Genomic DNA, 17,375 nt, shown 5'->3' with positions numbered 1-17,375 from the left:
GCCACTAACGTCGTGGCGCTTCGCCCACACCAGATTAAGAGGAAACCAACAGCTGTTCCCTCTTTACTCTTCATAAAAGAATTGGCCCAGCCGCCACATCAAAATTTTCCCATATGATAAAAAATAGATGCGATAATTTCGCGACGTGGTTAAATCCAGCTTTTAACCGCATGTAGATGTTCTTCGGCCACCTCTTTATGGTAAGGAGTGAAAATGCTAACGCTTCAGGTGGGAGTCTGATGTGAATGGATTCACAAATGTCGTGGTGGCATGGTCAATGATGTTCCCGACATCATAATGACATTTCCCATATCCATATGGGTCAGATGCCAAGGAACGACCCTTCCCCTCTAAAGCTAGCTCTTATAGGCAGGATGCCTGAATGCCTTGAAGCACATGGTCAATGATGTTCCCGACATCATAATGACATTTCCCATATCCATATGGGTCGGATGTGCGTGAAAGACCATGGCTAGCTCACGTATTCTTTTGTAAAAAGTCTTCAACGGCCTCAAGTTAAGAGTTGAATTTTGGCTTTTACATTGAAACCTATTTACGAAAATTCTTGGTTTACCTAAAGGATAATAATGGGTGGCATGGTTTTACAGCAGCATGGTTTTACAGCATGGTTTTACAGCATGGTTTTACAAAGCCCTTTTTATCTCAAAAACTCACCAAACCCGCTTTATACTCTCTCTAAAAACAACAATACATCTGCATGTTAAACAATAACCCAAGTACCACTAAATAATTGAATCAAAATAGAAACTCAGATATTGTTTGTTAATCAATCAAAATAAATTTTAAAACGAGTATTTCTACAGGCTCGTTATGAGAGCTAATATGGACAGAGTCATTGGCGGTGATGTAATCAACATCGAAGCTCCACAAGATAGGCAATATTTGAAATTCGTTGTTCGTGTTTCTTCTTGCGATTTTGACTCAATTAATGTTCGATTTTACAACTCGGACGGTTCAGCCATTAAGATCGACTTTTCTGAATTAAGGGTTGGATTGGTTTGGAACTCTGAAACTGATGTGACGACTTTGGGTGAGTTAGAAGAAGTGAATAAATTTGAAGAAGGTTTTGTAATATTGGGCGATTTTGGCACTATCTATGTGTACTGTGATCAATGCTCGCCCAGTTTGAAAACTCTCATAACAAGCAGCTGAATTCAGATTCACCAAGGCTGTCATGCCATTTGCTGAGTAAATCGCCTGCCAGTACATGGTTCACTTATTAGCAGGGCGTGATATGCGTAGGTGTCTATGAAGTTCGTAATTAAGGTTCTAGTTGCGCTATCGGTCACTCTGTTTGGTTTGTACCATTTGGCATTTTTCATCATGCCAAGCGTCACGATCCAGAATAATTCAGATGCGATGGTTGAATCAGCAAGAGTTGTTCTTCCAAATAGCTCACTTGATTTGGGATCGATCCAAGCAGGTGGTAGCAACAGGATTTACTACGAACTTGAGCAAGCTGATGGCGAGTATGAGTTTGACATTATCTTGAGTGATGAAACCAGGCTAGATGGTTCATGCGGCTACATCACCAACAGTGAAATCAATAAGCGTGTTGTCATCGAGCTGAGTGCCGAGATGCAGGTTGTTTGTAGAGCGGATTAACATGGCTAACCAGCCCACCCAGCCCTAGAATGTTCAAATAATGGGTGGCATGGTTTTAGTTTTTTTCTTTAAATAATAATCTAAAAACCACTAAATAATTGAATCAAAAAATAAACTCAGATATTGTTTATTCATTAATTAAAATAAATTTTAAAATGAGTCATTCTAGGCTCGTTATGTTCTATTACTGAATCGGTTTGCTTTTTAATCATGTCAAGGAAGGGAAAATGAATGTTATTCCATTGTTGGGAGGGATTTTTTTCAGCGCATTAGGTATATACATATGCTACGACTATCGACGTTTTAATAAGAAAGCTCTTAAAATAAAAGGTAGGGTACTGGGTTATGAAGAGTACATTTCCAAAGATAGTAATAATATTAAAAGAAAGGTGTATCGTCCTCATTTCGAGTTAACAGTAAATGGTACCACTTATGACGTTAAGTCTAAGACATCATTTCACTCTAAAATTATACCTGTAGGCCATCATACTGATGTTTTATATCAAGAAGGTGATGAAGAAAATGCTCGACTAGCAAAAGGGAATGGAGTTGGGTTAGGTATTTTATTTTTAGGTCTCTCTTTACCAGCTTATTATTTTGGCTTATTCCACTAATTTATTTAAAGTTAATTTCTAGGCAAAAAGAAACACAAAAATTACATGCCCAGCCAGGATAAGTAGGACATGATCACCCAGCCCTAGAGTGTTCAAATAATGGGCTGCATGGTTTTAGTTTTTTCATTGTTGAAGAAACAAAGCGTGAAGTGAAAAAATGATAAAAGCAGAGACGAGTCACATTCTAAAAAATTAGCTACGGCTAACTCCCTAGTACAGTCGTTAATCCATTGAATTCAATCTATTACTTTTATACTAATCAAGTAAATTAATTTACAATAGTGATGTTTAAACAACAACATTAATGATGATTATAATGACAAATGATAAACCGTGGTTAGCGCAATACCCTGAGGATGTGCCTACAACAATAGATTCAAGCATGTATAACAATATCAATGATTTGTTTAAAGAGTCTTTTAGTGCACATGCTAAAAAAGCTGCATATATTAATATGGGACATAGTTTGTCCTACCAAGATCTTGAAAGTAAAAGTAACGCTTTTGCTGCTTATCTACAATCTGAACTAAAAATGAAAAAAGGCGAACGAATCGCCTTGATGATGCCTAACTTATTGCAATATCCCATCACTATTTTAGGAGCATTAAAAGCAGGACTCATTATTGTCAATGTTAATCCGCTGTATACCCCGCGAGAGTTAAAACATCAATTACGAGACTCAGGGGCCAGTGCTATTGTTGCCGTAACAAATTTTGGTAATAACCTTCAGCAAATACTGGGTGAGACTAACATTAAGCATGTTATGTTAACCAAAATTGGCGATGAGTTAGCAATTCATAAGCGTACTTTGGTTAACTTTATTATTAAACATGTTAAAAAAATAGTGCCTAAATATCATATTCCCGGTGCTATTTCGTTGCGTAGAGTGTTAACTGAAGGCAAGAAACTTCCCTTTACTGCCCCCCAAATAACAGGAGATGATTTAGCTTACCTCCAATATACAGGCGGAACGACGGGTCTTGCGAAAGGGGCAATGCTTACTCATAACAATATTATTGCTAACGTTCTGCAGGTTCATGCTCATTTTGGCCCAAGAACTTTATATGATAAGGAATATGCTGTAACCCCACTTCCGCTTTATCATATTTTTGCCAACTCAGTGAGTATGATGTTTATGCTTTTTCTCGGAGCAACGAATTTACTCATTACTAACCCAAGAGATATAGATGGTTTTGTAGCCGATTTAAGTAAATATCCATTCACAATGGTTTTTGGTTTAAATACACTTTTTAATGGTTTAAACAATCATGCTGGTTTTCAAGCATTAGATTTTAGTCACGCACGTTTTACTATTGCTGGTGGAATGCCGACTCAGAAACATATTGCAGATCGTTGGCAAGAGCTCACTGGAATGCCTGTCATAGAAGGTTATGGCTTAACTGAATGCTCCCCAGTAGTCGCTGCTGGTACTCATCAACAACAATCATTCATTTCTTCAATTGGTGTCCCTTTACCCAGCACTGAACTGCGTATTGTTAATGATAAAAATGAACCTCTAGATCCCAATCAAATAGGTGAAATTCAAATTAGGGGACCACAAGTGATGAAAGGCTATTGGCAACAAGAAGCCGAAACCAATACTGTAATGCATGCTGGTGGTTGGTTAAGCTCTGGCGATATAGGAAGAATGGATGACGATGGTATTTTTTATATTGAAGACCGTAAAAAAGATATGATTCTAGTGTCGGGATTTAATGTTTTCCCTACTGAAATTGAAGCCGTTGCAACACTTCACCCTCACATCATAGAAGCTGCGGCGATTGGTATTCCTGATGACGTCACAGGAGAAAAAGTTAAATTATTTATTGTACGCAAAGGTGATGTGACTGTTGATGAAATAAAAAAACATTGTAGAAAATATCTTACTGGTTATAAAAATCCAAGAATAATCGAATTTAGAGATGAATTGCCAAAATCAAATGTTGGCAAAATCTTACGTCGAGAATTACGAGACTCATAAGATCTATTCTAAGGATATCCAAGCTATTTGGCCAACCTTGCGATGTTAGTCTGGTGTGGGCGCAGCGCCACGACGTTAGTGGCAGCAGGCCATAAATAATAGAACAAGTACTCAGCCAACAACCGCTTTATGTATTATCCCATTGATGGCAAAACGCGATAAAGCTTTTCAGCAAAGGGCTGTGGTACTTGTCTTTGTGCACCACTAGCCAAAAGGGGCGTTGCATATTGAGCGTATTATTATTGTGAGGTAATTGCAGTTGAGTGACTCGGCCATCGTTAATGGCGTACTGTGCTGCTAACGTCGATAAACACCCTAAACCGAGTCCTGCCGCAACGCTGTTGATTAACGCTTCAGTGGTATTGAGCTCAAATACCTCATGCCATGCCTTAATTTGCGGTGCAATAGTGCGTAAAAAAAACTCTCTCGAGCCTGAGCCTGCCTCACGTAATACCCATTCAGTGTGTTCTAAATTGGTAAATGTACAGGGTGTTTGTTGGCTTATGGCTATATGAGGCGCGGCAATAATGCACATTTGGTCGTGGCTAAACTGATGGGCAACTAATTCAGGGTGATGGCTTTTACCTTCAATAAGGCCAATGTCTAACTCGTAGTCGAGCAGCTTTTGGCAAATTAACCGTGAATTCGAAATCACCACGCTTTGCGAATAATGCTGTGATTGTTGCCTAAATTGACTCAGCAACCCCGGAACCACATGATTGCCAACAGTATCACTGGCACCTATTTTCAATTGACCTGAAAAAGCGTGGTCTGCATCAAACAATTGGCTGATGTTATTTGCTCTACTAAGCAGCTCATCTGCAAGTGGTAATAGCTTGTGACCTTCTTGATTGAGAATTAATCGGTTATTGACCCGGTCAAATAGCGGATGGCCTAGCTGCTTTTCTAATTCAGCGAGCGCCATGCTCACTGCCGCCTTAGACAAATACAAGGCTTCGGCTGCGGCCGTTAAGGTGTTGTGCTGGGTAATGCTGCTAAACACATTAAGTTGTTTGAGTGAGATATTCATAATAGTGATTTGGGTAAATGATAGTGGATTAATTGTTTAGTTTTTCTGAACATATGTTTTGTATAATTGGATATATATAAACAAAGTGCAAGCGTAATATAGCGGTATGTCTCGTACAGAGCCGTTGAGGTTGTTATGGTAAACAGAGTAAAACGAAAAATAGTGGGCGTACCTACACCCATGGCCGGGCTAGCGTTAGGCATCGCCAGTTTAGGCTGGAGCTGGGAAAATGCCGTTGATTTACAGCACTATGGCCAGTGGATTAGTGCCGCGATTGCCAGTGTACTGTTACTGATATTAGCCAGTAAGTTTGTCTTACATCATGATCTATTGCGCCAGGATGTTGCTCATCCGGTGGTGGGCAGTGTGGTGCCGACTTTTGCGATGGCATTAATGGTAGTATCTAACTCGCTGGGTTATGCCTCAGCCATGGCCGGTGATTTATTGTGGTGCTTTGCGGTCATACTGCACATCAGCTTTTTAGTCGGGTTTATTTATCATCGCAGCCAGCACTTTAGCTTACCTCAAATGGTGCCAAGTTGGTTTATTCCGCCAATTGGGATTGTGGTCGCAGACGTGTCTTTTTCTGGTAATGCGCATTTATTATGGATAGCCGATAGCGCGTTGATTTTTGGCATGCTGAGTTATGCCGTAATGTTACCGATGATGATTTATCGACTTATTTTTACTGAGCAAATCCCCGATGCCGCTAAGCCGACATTAGCCGTTTTAGCCGCACCAGCAAGTTTATCGTTAGCAGGGTACTTAACCATTAGCTCGCAGCCGTCGCCAGTGATTATTGGTTTGTTATTTGGCATTGGCGTGTTGATGACCAGCATTATTTATTTATCATTTTTCAAACTGATGCGTTTACCATTTAGCCCAGGTTATGCTGCATTTACCTTCCCTATGGTGATTGGGGCCACAGCATTATTTAAAGTAGCGGCTTGGATGCAAAGCATGGATGTTGGCGCTGAATATATTGCCCAGGTGCGAGGTTTAGCTGAGTTTGAATTAGTTGTTGCGACTGCGGTTGTCAGTTATGTTTGTGTGCGTTATTTACATTTTTATCAGCCTATTAGTTTCAGCATAAGTGAGCGTTTATGACTCCAGCAATTGATATGGCCAAAAAGCACAAGATTGATTTTAAGGTGCACGAGTATCAACATGATGCCAGTAATGAATCCTATGGCTTAGAGGCTGCACAGAAATTAGCGTTGCCAGCCGAACAAGTATTTAAAACCCTGGTGGTGAGCCTAGATAATCAAACATTGGCTGTGGCAGTTGTGCCAGTGTCTTCGATGTTGAGCATGAAGTTAATGGCCAAGGCGGCGGGCGCGAAAAAAGCCCATATGGCTGAGGCGGCAGCGGTTGAGCGTTCAAGTGGTTATGTGCTGGGGGGCGTAAGTCCGCTAGGGCAAAAAAGACGCTTGCCCACCGTCATCGATGCATCTGCGCAGCAGTTTGAAAGCATGTACGTCAGCGCCGGTAAAAGAGGGGTAGATATTTCACTTAACCCCGAGGATTTACAGCGCCTACTCAATGCGACATTTGCCGATATTTGCGCCTAATAAAAAAGCGATATACCCAGTGGATATATCGCTTGATTCTTTTACACCTTCAATAAAAAGCGCATTACTGATTTATTCTGGCCTTAAACTCTGCTTGAGTTTGTGGGGTTGCTTTTTGGTACCAGTAATCGAGCATGTTAGACACTTCAGCCTGGCTTGGCTGTTCAGCGCTGTTGTTCACAACTGGAGCGACACCTTCAGGTTGAGCATCGGTTATGGCTAACGCGACTGGCGCTGTAGTGACCACTGAATTGGCCGGTTCGTTTAACATTTTGGGCGCAACTGCTGGCGCAGTGACTTTAGCTGCACTCCATGAAGCTGGGTTGGCGGCGGCGTTGTATTTAGCGATTTCTTGTTCAAAATCACGACCGAGCTGCAAGCCTTTTTTCATTAACCTGTCTTGAGTGAATTCAACCGCATTATCTGCCTGGTCGGTTAATGTCAGTGTGGGTGAGTCATTAAACTGTGCAGCACTGCTTTTGCTGCGGATGCTGGGCAGTGTTAATTGATAGTCTTGATCGCTGGCGCTAAAACGCAAAATAATCACATCTGAGCTAAAGCTATGCTGACTGCCTTGATCTCTAAAGCGGGCATGATAGCGAAAGGCGATTTGCTGTAATCCCTGTGGGGTATTGATGTCTAGCTTGACCTGTTGCTGCTCGGTCGCGACACCATTGACTAATACTGTATTGGCATTGTTAGGTAGCAGTAAGCTGGCAGCCACACTGCTGTGACAAAACATGTATGTGGCTAAGCACAGTGCAGTACAAATGATTAAACGCATAAACGTTTCCTATGATAATAATTAGCAGATGCAGTGTTCAGCAGCGCTATAACGGCTGCTCGTCTGAAAATTTGGGGCGGTATTGTTCAGGTAATTCAAAGGTTTTTTGTTTGCCGCTTAATGGGCAAACAAAGTTGAAATAGCACGAGGTTAATTTAAGATCGGGCGCAGTGTTATCGGCATCACCGTGTAATCGGTCGCCCACCACCGGATGGCCTAAACTGGCCATATGAATGCGAATTTGATGCTTACGCCCCGTGTCGATTTTGACTTGCACTTTAGATTGATTAAGCCCTGAATGATAGGTGATTAATGTTGCATGAGACAGCGCAGGCTTGTTATCAACAGGGGGGTCAATTTGTACTGTTTCACTGGAAAACTTGCCGTGAACAATCACTTCGTAGTGTTTTTCTAATGCGCGCGTTTCAAATAATTTAGCGATAGCCGCGGTGGCTTTTTTACTGTGTCCGAGAATTAATAATCCAGTGGCTGCACGGTCGAGGCGATGAATAATAGAGGCATTGCGTTGAGGCTGCATGTTTAGCTCAGCAAAGCGATTCATGGTGGTGTGGTCGCTCCACTTTGATCCTTGGCAGCGCATACCGTAAGGCTTGTACCACACACTGTAGTCAGTCTCGTCAAACAACAACTCTGCCGGTGCTACCAGTTCATTGAGAATATGCTGATTGTAATAAAGGTGCAGCTTATCGCTAGGTTGCAAGGGCTTTTTAGCCCGCCTAATTCGATTGGTTTGTTTGCCGTGAGTATGCCAAACCGCGCCTTTTTGCATGGCATCTTTTAATACTTGCTTACCTAAACCACTTGCTTGTGCCAGCAGATTAATTGCATCAGTACTGTGCTCAAGCACATCAATATGGTATTCGGTTTTATCGGTCATTAATTGGGTTAACTCTTACAATCAGGATATTTAGCATCAATTACACTAAATGTTACCTTATTTACTGCTTCATTGTTAATTTACCTCACTCAGATTGATGAAACTTTCTCTACAGTTACGTATCATCTGTCGTAAAGTTGTTTTAGCATAATGCGATAAAACAACATTGCAATCGGAGTAGGCAATTTGGAACACATCGTCTGGGATTTTGACCCTATATTAGTTTCGTTTATGGGCTTAACTGTACATTGGTATGGTGCACTTTTTGCGTTAGCGATTGCCACTGGTTTTCAGGTGATGAAACGGATTTATACAAAAGAGGGGCTTGATGTTGAGTCGTTAGATAATCTTTTGGTGTATTGCGTTGTGGGCATTATTGTTGGTGCTCGTTTAGCCCACTGTGTTTTTTATGACCCTGGATATTATTTTGCGAATCCGCTTAAAATTCTGGCCATTTGGGAAGGTGGTTTAGCCAGTCATGGCGGTGGTTTAGGTGCCATATTGGCCTTGTATTACTACCAACGTAAAGTGAAGTTGCCGTTTTTGTTTTTGCTTGATCGTCTAGCCATTGCAACAGCAATATTTGGCTTTTTTGTGCGCATGGCCAACTTTGCTAACTCTGAAATTTTAGGTGAGCCAACTACTCAACCTTGGGGCATTATTTTTAAACGAATTGATATGCTGCCACGTCACCCGGCCCAGCTGTACGAGTCGATTGCGTATTTATTGATTTTTATTGGCCTTTACGCCATTTACAAATACACCAATATGAAGCAAAAACACGGTGCCATTTTTGGGGTGTTTTTAGTGTCTGTGTTTAGTGCGCGTATTGCGATAGAAAGCGTTAAAGTCAGCCAGGCGGCTTACCATGAGTCGATGTTAAGTGCTGGCCAATGGTTAAGTTTGCCATTTTTACTGACAGGTGTGGTGTTGTTAGTGATGGCTTATCGTAAACAGAGCTAACCATTATTTACCGTTAATCAATAGCGCTGTCACTACAGCCAATAAAAACGTCCTAGTGCAGTAGCAATAGGACGTTTTTTTATGGGCAAGTGTGGCTGTTTTAAGGTGGGAGTGTTACATCCCAGCAGGTAAATACTTAAAGCGCTTCATTTGCTCATAATGGGTATCGACAATGCTTTTTACCTGTTCTGGTGTGAGCTTTGATTGCCATTGATGCTTACCGCCTTTCCTAAAGAAAGCATTAGCGTTTTCATGTTTTTCAACAAATCCACGTTTGGCTTCCTGAGCTTTTAATTGTGCAAATGATGAATGCTTAATGGCATTTTTGAGCCTTGTAGGATCTTTCTTTAAGCCTAAAAATGACTCAACTTTGCGGAAGACTTTTTTAGGGTCATCTAACATGTCTTCATAACGTAAAATGAGCTTTGAGGTATCATCGCTTGTCCAGCTCGATACATGCATCGACCACGAGGTAATAATTTGTGGAACATGCGGCGCCTCGTTTGGGGTACCTGTCATTTCTTCTGCCATGTAGGCGATGGCTTGATCGATGGTGTAATCAAAGTAATTGGCCATTGAAATAACCACATCAAGCGGGTTACGAACCACATAAATCGCTCCAGAGGTAACTGAAGAGTTATGTAATGGTTGGCCGTTGTACTCGCCTAAATAATTATGGGTTTTAACAAAGGTGGTGCCTTGAGCCTGATGGGCTATGTCGGCTTGCACTTGAGGGCGAATCGCACTGACTTCTTCTAAGGTAAGCTCTGTGGTTGCGGCTTTATCTTTAGGTAAATAAGCTTGATAACGATGCGCTGCAGATTCGGCAGTCGATATGGTATGCATGGTATTAATGTCGATAGGCTGATCTTGATTTTGAATGTAATTCTCTAAAAAAGCGCGTACCCAAGTGTTACCCGATTTAGGGTAAGAGGCCACCCAAAGTATGTTTCCCATTCGTAATCCTTTGTTGTTATTTTTGCGTCTTTCAATGCGGTTAAAACTACCGATAATTCAGCAAAATGGCAAGTTTAGTGCGTAACGGGTAAGAGTTAACCGTGCCGATACTATCGCTTATTTAGCGAAAAATAATACTCCACTTTACTATGAGCAATATATGGATGTAACTTTTTTGTTAAATGCGTTTAAATGATGAACGTTATGGCGTTATATCGAACTATTAATTAGGAGAGGGTAAATGGATTTTAATGCAACCTTGGTCGGCCAGTTGATTATTGTTTTTGCATTAGTGATGGGCTGTATTTGTTATTACTTAGGTCGTCGTAAAACACAATCGCCGATTTTAGCCGGTGTGATTGGTGCAGGGTTATCGATAGTGCCTATTTTAGGGTTGGTTTACCTTGTTGTGCTTGTGCTTGTGCTTAAAAAAGATATCGAGCTCACGCCAACAGTGGTTAATGGATAAGCGCTAATCGTTTACATAATGATTAACGGTAACGTGATACAAAATGCCTCGCCTACAGGACGAGGCATTTTTCGTTCATAATTAACACTATGCCACTGTAAGCGTTTGTTGTGATTTTTCCGCTTTAACTGAACACACCTTAAATTCAGGGATTTTTGCAATGGGATCTAATGCATTAATCGTCAGTTTGTTAGCGGCTGATTCGGCAAAGTGGAAGGGTAAAAATAATACCCCGACTTGCGCTCGTTTAGTGACAAAAGCCGCGATTTCAATGGTACCTCGGCGCGTACTGAGGGTTAACATATCACCGTTTTTCACCCCAAGTTGCTCGGCGTCATATACCGAAATCATCACTCTTGGCGCCCCTTTAATATCAAGTTCAGGGGTTTTTCGGGTCATGGTACCGGTATGAAACTGCTCCAATAAACGCCCTGTAGACAAGATTAATGGGTAATCGCTATCGGGCATTTCAGCCGGGAATAGATAACTGATAGGTATCATCCGGCCTTTACCGCGTAAAAAGGTTTCGCTATGTAAAACCGGTGTGCCGGGATGGTTTTCATCAAAACATGGCCACTGTAAACCATCTACTTTATGCTCAAGACGCTCCCAGGTTAAGCCTTGATACTGTGGGGTGACCTGGTTGATTTCTTGCCAAATATCGTTGGCACTTTGATATTGCCAATTTGCATCCAGTTTATTGGCGATCATTTGGATGACTTTCCAGTCGAGCATTGCATCACCGGGTGGGGTTAATGCCACCCGAAGCTGCTGTACTCGGCGTTCGGTGTTAGTGAAGTGCCCTTGTTTTTCTGCAAAGGCGCTGGCAGGCAGTACCACATGCGCCATCTGGGCGGTTTCGGTTAAGAAAATATCTTGCACGACCATAAAGTTAATTTTTTTAAGTGCGGCAATCACATGGGCCTGATCTGGGTCGCTCAGCACTGGGTTTTCACCCAATATATACAAGGCATCGATTTTATTTTTGACGATGGCATGCATAATTTCAGTAGCGGCATAGCCGGGAGTCGCAGGCAATGAGCTGTTACCCCATGCATGGGCAAATTTGGCGTTATTGTCTGGGTTATTGATTTTTTGATAACCCGGATAAAAATCGGGTAACGCGCCCATATCACAAGCGCCTTGCACGTTACTTTGGCCACGCAGTGGGTTTAATCCGCCGCCGACCACGCCGATGTTGCCACAGAGTAATTGTAAATTAGAGGTCGAAACCACGTTGTCATAGCCGGTAGTATGTTGAGTTATCCCCATTGCATAGTACATGGCTGTTTTGGTTGCGGTACCAATCATTTTTGCCATCGAGGCAATGTCTTCAGCACTGACACCGGTAAGTAACGCCGCATTTTTTAGATTGTAAGCAGGTTTGAGTACTTCTTGCTTAAGCAATTCGTAATATTCAACCCGATTATCAATGTAATCTTGGTCTTGCCAATTATTGAGAATAATTTGCTGCATGATAGCGTTGAGCAGCATCACGTCTGTGCCGGGTTTATGGGAGACATAGAGCGTAGCGCTGTCTGCTATGGTAGTTTTTTTAGGGTCAGCGACAATTAAGCGCGCACCATGTTGGCTGACTGCACGTTTAATGTGAGAAGCTATAATTGGGTGAGCGCTGGTGGTATCTGAGCCGATAATAAAAATAACATCAGACTCTTTTATGCTAGGAATATCATTGGTCATTGCGCCGCCGCCAATGGTATCGAATAAGCCTGCAACCGATGACGAATGACACAATCTTGCGCAGTGATCGATGCTGTTAGTACCCATAATGCTGCGGGTAAACTTTTGCATTAAATAGTTTTCTTCGTTGGTGCATTTAGCAGACGATAACGCGGCAAATTTACTTGGCCCTGCAGCCTCTTTAATGGGCTTAAGTTGCTCGGCAATGTAGTTAATTGCTTCGCTCCAGCTTGCCGGTTGTAACTGGCCATTTTTACGGATTAACGGCGTAGTAAGACGCTTAGGACTGTTTAAAAAGTCAAAACCAGAGCGACCTTTTACGCATAGCATCCCTTCATTAACCAGTGAATCGCTGTCGCCAGTGACGCGCATAACGCGGTTTTGGGTTTGATCAACATGTAACTCAACCCGGCAACCGACACCACAATAAGTGCACACCGTTGAGGTTTTGGTTAGTGCTCGGTGTGTGCCTTGGGTTTTATCTCTGGCGTCGACTAATGCACCCGTTGGGCACACTTGCACACAGTTACCACACTGCACACAATCACTGTCGTTCATTGATGCGCTAAAGCCGACACGCGGTGCATTTCGGCGACTGTCTGTTGTGCCTGCAGCATCGGGGAGTGCTTGGTAACTATTGGGCGCAAAACTAATCACATTATGACCACTTTGCTGGTGGCAAGCTTCAACACAGGCGCCGCAACTGATGCAACGATTGGCATCAAAGGTGATAAACGGGGCGCTATTATCGACTTTAAATTTACGGGCTTGGGGCTGTTCAATACTATTGCTATCGACTTTATATTCGGTGGCATAGTCGCGTAATTTACAGTCGGTGTTGGCCTGGCAGGCACATTCTAGGCAGCGCATTGCTTCTTGCATTGCTTTGTCTGGTTTAAAGCCGAGTTCAACTTCTGCAAAGTTAACCGTGCGTGTGAGGTGGTTGAGCTCGGGCATTTTTAATCGCGGACGTCTGGCAGTGTCTGGGTATAATTCGGGGTAAGTATTTGCCGCTAACGAGGCGGTTTTTTTGGCTTTGCGTGAGTTAAATTGTTGTGGTTCTAAATGACAGGTTAAACCTTCTGTTAATAAACCTTCAATGGCTTCAGCGGCTTTGCGACCGTCTGCAACAGCGGCTACAGCGGTGCCCGGACCTGTGCGTGAATCACCAATAACAAACAGTTTTTCAACCCCAGCAGACATGGTTTGCTCACAGCCTAAGAACGTGTGCCAGCGGCTGAGAGCTATGTGGCCAGTGTCTATTTGATTTCCGGGTTGTTCTAAAAAGTCTAAATCGACTTGTTGAGATACCGCAGGGATCACGGTGTCGAAGGCTTCTTCAAAGGTTTCGCCAGTGGCTTTAGGCGAACGTCGACCAGAGGAGTCTGGCTCGCCCAATGCCATTTTGGCAAAGGTGACAGAGCTGACACGGCCTTGGTTGTCGCTATGGTTTTCAATTGGGTTGGTGAGAAAATGAAACTTAACCCCTTCAACTTCAGCTTCATGGATTTCGTAGGGTTCGGCGGGCATGTCTTCGCGGCCGCGGCGATAGATTAAGGTGACATCGGCGCCATCTCTTAGTGCGGTACGGGCACAATCGATAGCGGTATTACCGCCCCCGATGACAGCCACTTTTTTACCCGTGATTAACTTTTTGTCGGTGCAATAATCGCGTAAGTAATCGACACCTAAATAGCAGCCTTGTAAGTCGCTGCCTGGGTAGTTCATTGGCACCGCTTTTTGCGCGCCAATGGCGAGACAAACCGCATCATAATTAGCCACTAACTCGGTTAAGTTAGTATCGCGGCCCAATGCATAACCCGTTTTAATCTTAAGGCCATTACGGGTCAGCAGTTCAATTTCTTTATCTAAAATTGCTTTAGGTAAACGGTACTCGGGAATACCATAACGTAACCAACCACCGGCTTTTGGGGCAGACTCCATGATAGTGACATCGTGGCCATTATTTGACAGGTAATACCCAGCGGTTAAGCCTGCAGGACCGCTGCCAATAATGGCGACGCGTTTGTTAGTCGCGGGGGCTTTTGGTGGTACGTAAGACTCGAGATCATTTAAGTCTAAATCAGCAGCGTGACGCTTTAGCTGCCTAATGGCGACAGGTTCATCAACCAGTCCTCGGCGACACTCTGCTTCACAAAATGCAGGACATACACGGCCAATCGATAAGGGTAAAGGCAAGGTTTGTTTGATAACTTTAACGGCTTCGTGATGGTCACCTTTACCAATGTGGTAAAGATAAGATTGCACATCTACACCTGCTGGACAGGCTGTTTGGCATGGTGCTTCACAGTCGGCAAAGTGGTCGCTTAAGATGTCGTTCAGTGCTTGCTGGCGCACTTTACTTAAATAGCTCGACTGGGTAATCACATCTAAGCCTGTTTCTAGAGCGGTTTCACATGCACGAGCACAGCGTAAACTACCATCATGGTTTTTGATTTGTACCTGGCACAAGTTACATTGCTGTTTGGCTTGATTGTGGGAAAAGTCACACAAGCTAGGGATGTTGATACCGGCATCTGTTGCGGCTTTGAGTAAGCTATCTGCCTGGGGCAGTGATAGGGGGACGCCGTCTATGGTGATGTCAATCATTACAAGGCCTTTTAAGTCTGCATTAAATGGGGCGTACAAGCTGGACGACATGCGGGGATCACTGCAAAAAGCGGAGTTTGTTTAGCGTGGATTATGCTGCTCTGCAGATTGCGTTTGATAACCTTGGTGTTGTTTCTGCACCCACTGTTGATAAGTTCAGTTTAATTGGCTAGGAGATGTTCAGACGTGATTTAGATCATTTTTGTAGTAATTAAAAAGCATGTTTAAATTTATTGCATAGTAAACATTGCGTTACGAACATAAAAATGGAGGAGGTAAGACCTGTTGAAATGCTTTTTTTCGCCATTGTTTATGATTATGGACAGCAAAATGGCCGATTTATGTTGTTTAAACACGCAAAGACAGAACTAACGGGCTCGCCCCGTTAGTTCTGTCTGTTTAAGTTACTTTGGTTTACTTAACCTGAACTCGGGTTACTTAAGCCTGAATATTGCTTCGACTCTGTCGCTAACAGCCACTTGGCCTTGTTGATAAGTTTGCGCCACGTCGGCATTCATTTTCATGCTGGCGCGGTAGATTTCAGGCTGATGAGATTGAGTTGGAAAATATCTCACCTGCCATACACCTGCCACTTGCTCACCAAACCCCTTGGCTAATGACTCTGCTTTTTGTTTGGCATCTTTAATGGCGGCTTGGCGAGCTTGAGCCATCATGTCGGCTTCTTTACTCGATTTAAGCTCAATATTATTGACCTGATTAAGTCCATCAATTAACGCGCTGTCTAGCAGTTCGTTGAGCATATTAAGGTCCATTACTGTCACAGTGATTTGTCGATTAGCACTGTAACCGGTCAATGTTTTTGGCTCATTTTGTACATATCGATATTGTGGATTGAGCTGAAGATTGGCGGTTTGGATGTGCTTTTTATCAATACCAGCTTCAAGTAAACGCTGTCTAAACTGACTCACTGCTTCGTCGGCTTCATCTTTGGCTGACTTTGCATTGGCCGCTTCAATTGACACTGCAACGCTAATAATCGCCATGTCGGCTTTTGCTTCAATAGTACTGGTGCCTACGGTTTCAATGTGGGCGAAATTTAACTCTGCCGCTTGAACTGTCGCTAAACTGCTGGTGGCGGTTAAGGCAAATAATGTGCTTGAAATGAGGCTGTTAAGTAATAGTTTATTCATTAATAACTCCGCTAGTGATTAACTCAATACTGTTTTTACACTGGTAAAGTGGGTCTGAGTGTAAACGGTGCAAAACCTAAAAAGGGTTTTATTTTTTATTTGCTGTGGGTGTATGGAAAATCTGCGCTGAAATATCAAGCAGCTTTTGCCTTATCCATTGGTTTACCGGGTCGTCCTCAGCTTGCTTATGCCAATACATGTGCACAGCTAAATCGGGCACCTCAAAGGGTAAGGGCGATACCACAATAGGCATCGATTGTTGCAACAGCATGGCATAACTGCTTGGCATGGTCATGATCATGTCAGATTGGCTCACTACATTAATCGCGGCAAAGTAGTGCTCGCAGCGCAGAGCTATGTTGCGGGTAATGCCTTGAGTCGCGAGCGCCATGTCGACTGTGTCGATAGTAAAGTCTTTTAGGCTGACTAACGCATGTGATGCGTTGGCGTAGTTATCTAGGGTGAGGTGCTGCAATATGGGGTGATCTTGTCGGCACACCAGTGAAAATGACTCATGGCAAATTAAGCTACTGCAAATGTCTTTGTGGGTGGGCATAAGCACATCAATCACAATGTCTAAGGTTTGCTGGGCCAATGATGGCTCAAGTTCTGTGCGTTTAATTTGACGGCTGTTTAAGGTCAGATTTGGCGTGTTATTGAGTAAATCGGGTACCAAAACGGGAAAAAACATCGACTCTAAAATATCACGTAATCCGAGTTTTATTTCTCGTTTGTGTTGCTGAATATCAAAATTGGCGGGCGTTGATATGGTGTGCTCGAGTAAATCCATTGCTTGTAACACATCGGGAATGATTTTTTGACACAAGGGCGTAGGCACCATTTTGCGACCATGGCGAACAAATAATGGGTCATTAAATTTAGTGCGCAGCCGAGCGATAGCATGGCTTACCGCAGGTTGTGTTAGGTGCAACTTAGCCGCAGCACCGGTAATGCTCCCTTGTTGATAAACCGTAGTCATGATAAGAAATAAGTTAAGGTCTATCTTACTATGCAACATAT

Annotated in this window: 15 protein-coding genes; 8 read left to right on the top strand and 7 right to left on the bottom strand. The window is 42.9% G+C overall.

The features are described from left to right. The first annotated feature begins 843 nt into the window (after positions 1-843). The 4 genes from IEY42_RS12785 to IEY42_RS12770 all read left to right on the top strand — a co-directional run bounded on the left by IEY42_RS12785 (position 844) and on the right by IEY42_RS12770 (position 4,221). Positions 844-1,173, top strand: coding sequence for a hypothetical protein (locus IEY42_RS12785; RefSeq protein WP_229780048.1), 330 nt, complete (start codon positions 844-846; stop codon positions 1,171-1,173). A 96-nt stretch (positions 1,174-1,269) separates the two neighbouring features. Next, the gene (locus IEY42_RS12780) at positions 1,270-1,626 is read left to right on the top strand and encodes a hypothetical protein (RefSeq protein WP_188925591.1); all 357 of its coding nucleotides are present in this window, start codon (positions 1,270-1,272) and stop codon (positions 1,624-1,626) included. Between the two features lie 227 nt (positions 1,627-1,853). Next, on the top strand, positions 1,854-2,240 hold the full coding sequence (locus IEY42_RS12775) for a hypothetical protein (RefSeq protein WP_188925590.1): 387 nt from the start codon (positions 1,854-1,856) through the stop codon (positions 2,238-2,240). A 304-nt stretch (positions 2,241-2,544) separates the two neighbouring features. Beyond that, the gene (locus IEY42_RS12770) at positions 2,545-4,221 is read left to right on the top strand and encodes an AMP-binding protein (protein ID WP_188925589.1); all 1,677 of its coding nucleotides are present in this window, start codon (positions 2,545-2,547) and stop codon (positions 4,219-4,221) included. 127 nt (positions 4,222-4,348) lie between these two features. Here the strand turns inward: IEY42_RS12770 and IEY42_RS12765 are convergent, their stop codons facing one another. After that, entirely contained in the window at positions 4,349-5,251 is a 903-nt protein-coding gene (locus IEY42_RS12765; protein WP_188925588.1) for a LysR substrate-binding domain-containing protein, read from the bottom strand. 135 nt (positions 5,252-5,386) lie between these two features. Here IEY42_RS12765 and IEY42_RS12760 point away from each other — a divergent pair, with 135 nt between their 5' ends. Then, positions 5,387-6,358 (top strand): TDT family transporter, encoded by a 972-nt coding sequence (locus IEY42_RS12760; RefSeq protein WP_188925587.1) that lies wholly within the window; start codon positions 5,387-5,389, stop codon positions 6,356-6,358. Next, positions 6,355-6,822 (top strand): Cys-tRNA(Pro) deacylase, encoded by a 468-nt coding sequence (gene ybaK, locus IEY42_RS12755; RefSeq protein ID WP_188925586.1) that lies wholly within the window; start codon positions 6,355-6,357, stop codon positions 6,820-6,822. The genes IEY42_RS12760 and ybaK overlap by 4 nt, the downstream gene beginning before the upstream one ends. A gap of 64 nt (positions 6,823-6,886) precedes the next feature. Here the strand turns inward: ybaK and IEY42_RS12750 are convergent, their stop codons facing one another. Beyond that, positions 6,887-7,606 carry a YccT family protein gene (locus IEY42_RS12750; RefSeq protein WP_188925585.1) on the bottom strand — a complete coding sequence of 240 codons (720 nt, stop codon included), beginning with the start codon at positions 7,604-7,606 and terminating at the stop codon, positions 6,887-6,889. A 46-nt stretch (positions 7,607-7,652) separates the two neighbouring features. Further along, the gene (locus tag IEY42_RS12745) at positions 7,653-8,504 is read right to left on the bottom strand and encodes a pseudouridine synthase family protein (protein WP_188925584.1); all 852 of its coding nucleotides are present in this window, start codon (positions 8,502-8,504) and stop codon (positions 7,653-7,655) included. Positions 8,505-8,690: 186 nt separating this feature from the next. Here IEY42_RS12745 and lgt point away from each other — a divergent pair, with 186 nt between their 5' ends. Further along, a complete protein-coding gene (gene lgt / locus IEY42_RS12740; RefSeq protein ID WP_188925583.1) occupies positions 8,691-9,467 on the top strand; it encodes a prolipoprotein diacylglyceryl transferase in 777 nt (258 codons plus the stop codon). Between the two features lie 114 nt (positions 9,468-9,581). Here the strand turns inward: lgt and IEY42_RS12735 are convergent, their stop codons facing one another. Then, complete coding sequence (locus tag IEY42_RS12735) at positions 9,582-10,424, bottom strand: sulfotransferase domain-containing protein (RefSeq protein ID WP_188925582.1); 843 nt, start codon at positions 10,422-10,424, stop codon at positions 9,582-9,584. Positions 10,425-10,665: 241 nt separating this feature from the next. Between IEY42_RS12735 and IEY42_RS12730 the strand changes: the two genes are divergently transcribed. Further along, positions 10,666-10,893, top strand: coding sequence for a hypothetical protein (locus tag IEY42_RS12730; protein WP_188925581.1), 228 nt, complete (start codon positions 10,666-10,668; stop codon positions 10,891-10,893). Positions 10,894-10,980: 87 nt separating this feature from the next. Here IEY42_RS12730 and fdhF read toward each other — a convergent pair whose 3' ends face one another. From fdhF to IEY42_RS12715, 3 genes are all read right to left on the bottom strand, one after another. Beyond that, positions 10,981-15,204, bottom strand: coding sequence for a formate dehydrogenase subunit alpha (fdhF, locus tag IEY42_RS12725; RefSeq protein ID WP_188925580.1), 4,224 nt, complete (start codon positions 15,202-15,204; stop codon positions 10,981-10,983). Between the two features lie 434 nt (positions 15,205-15,638). Next, entirely contained in the window at positions 15,639-16,355 is a 717-nt protein-coding gene (locus IEY42_RS12720) for an oxidative stress defense protein (RefSeq protein WP_188925579.1), read from the bottom strand. A gap of 88 nt (positions 16,356-16,443) precedes the next feature. Beyond that, positions 16,444-17,373: a LysR family transcriptional regulator gene (locus IEY42_RS12715; protein ID WP_188925578.1), complete on the bottom strand. Its 930-nt coding sequence runs from the start codon at positions 17,371-17,373 to the stop codon at positions 16,444-16,446. Positions 17,374-17,375: the final 2 nt, after the last annotated feature.

The sequence above is a fragment of the Shewanella algicola genome (assembly GCF_014648035.1).
Taxonomy (GTDB): Bacteria; Pseudomonadota; Gammaproteobacteria; order Enterobacterales; family Shewanellaceae; genus Shewanella; species Shewanella algicola.
This window is presented reverse-complemented; position numbering and strand designations above follow the sequence as displayed.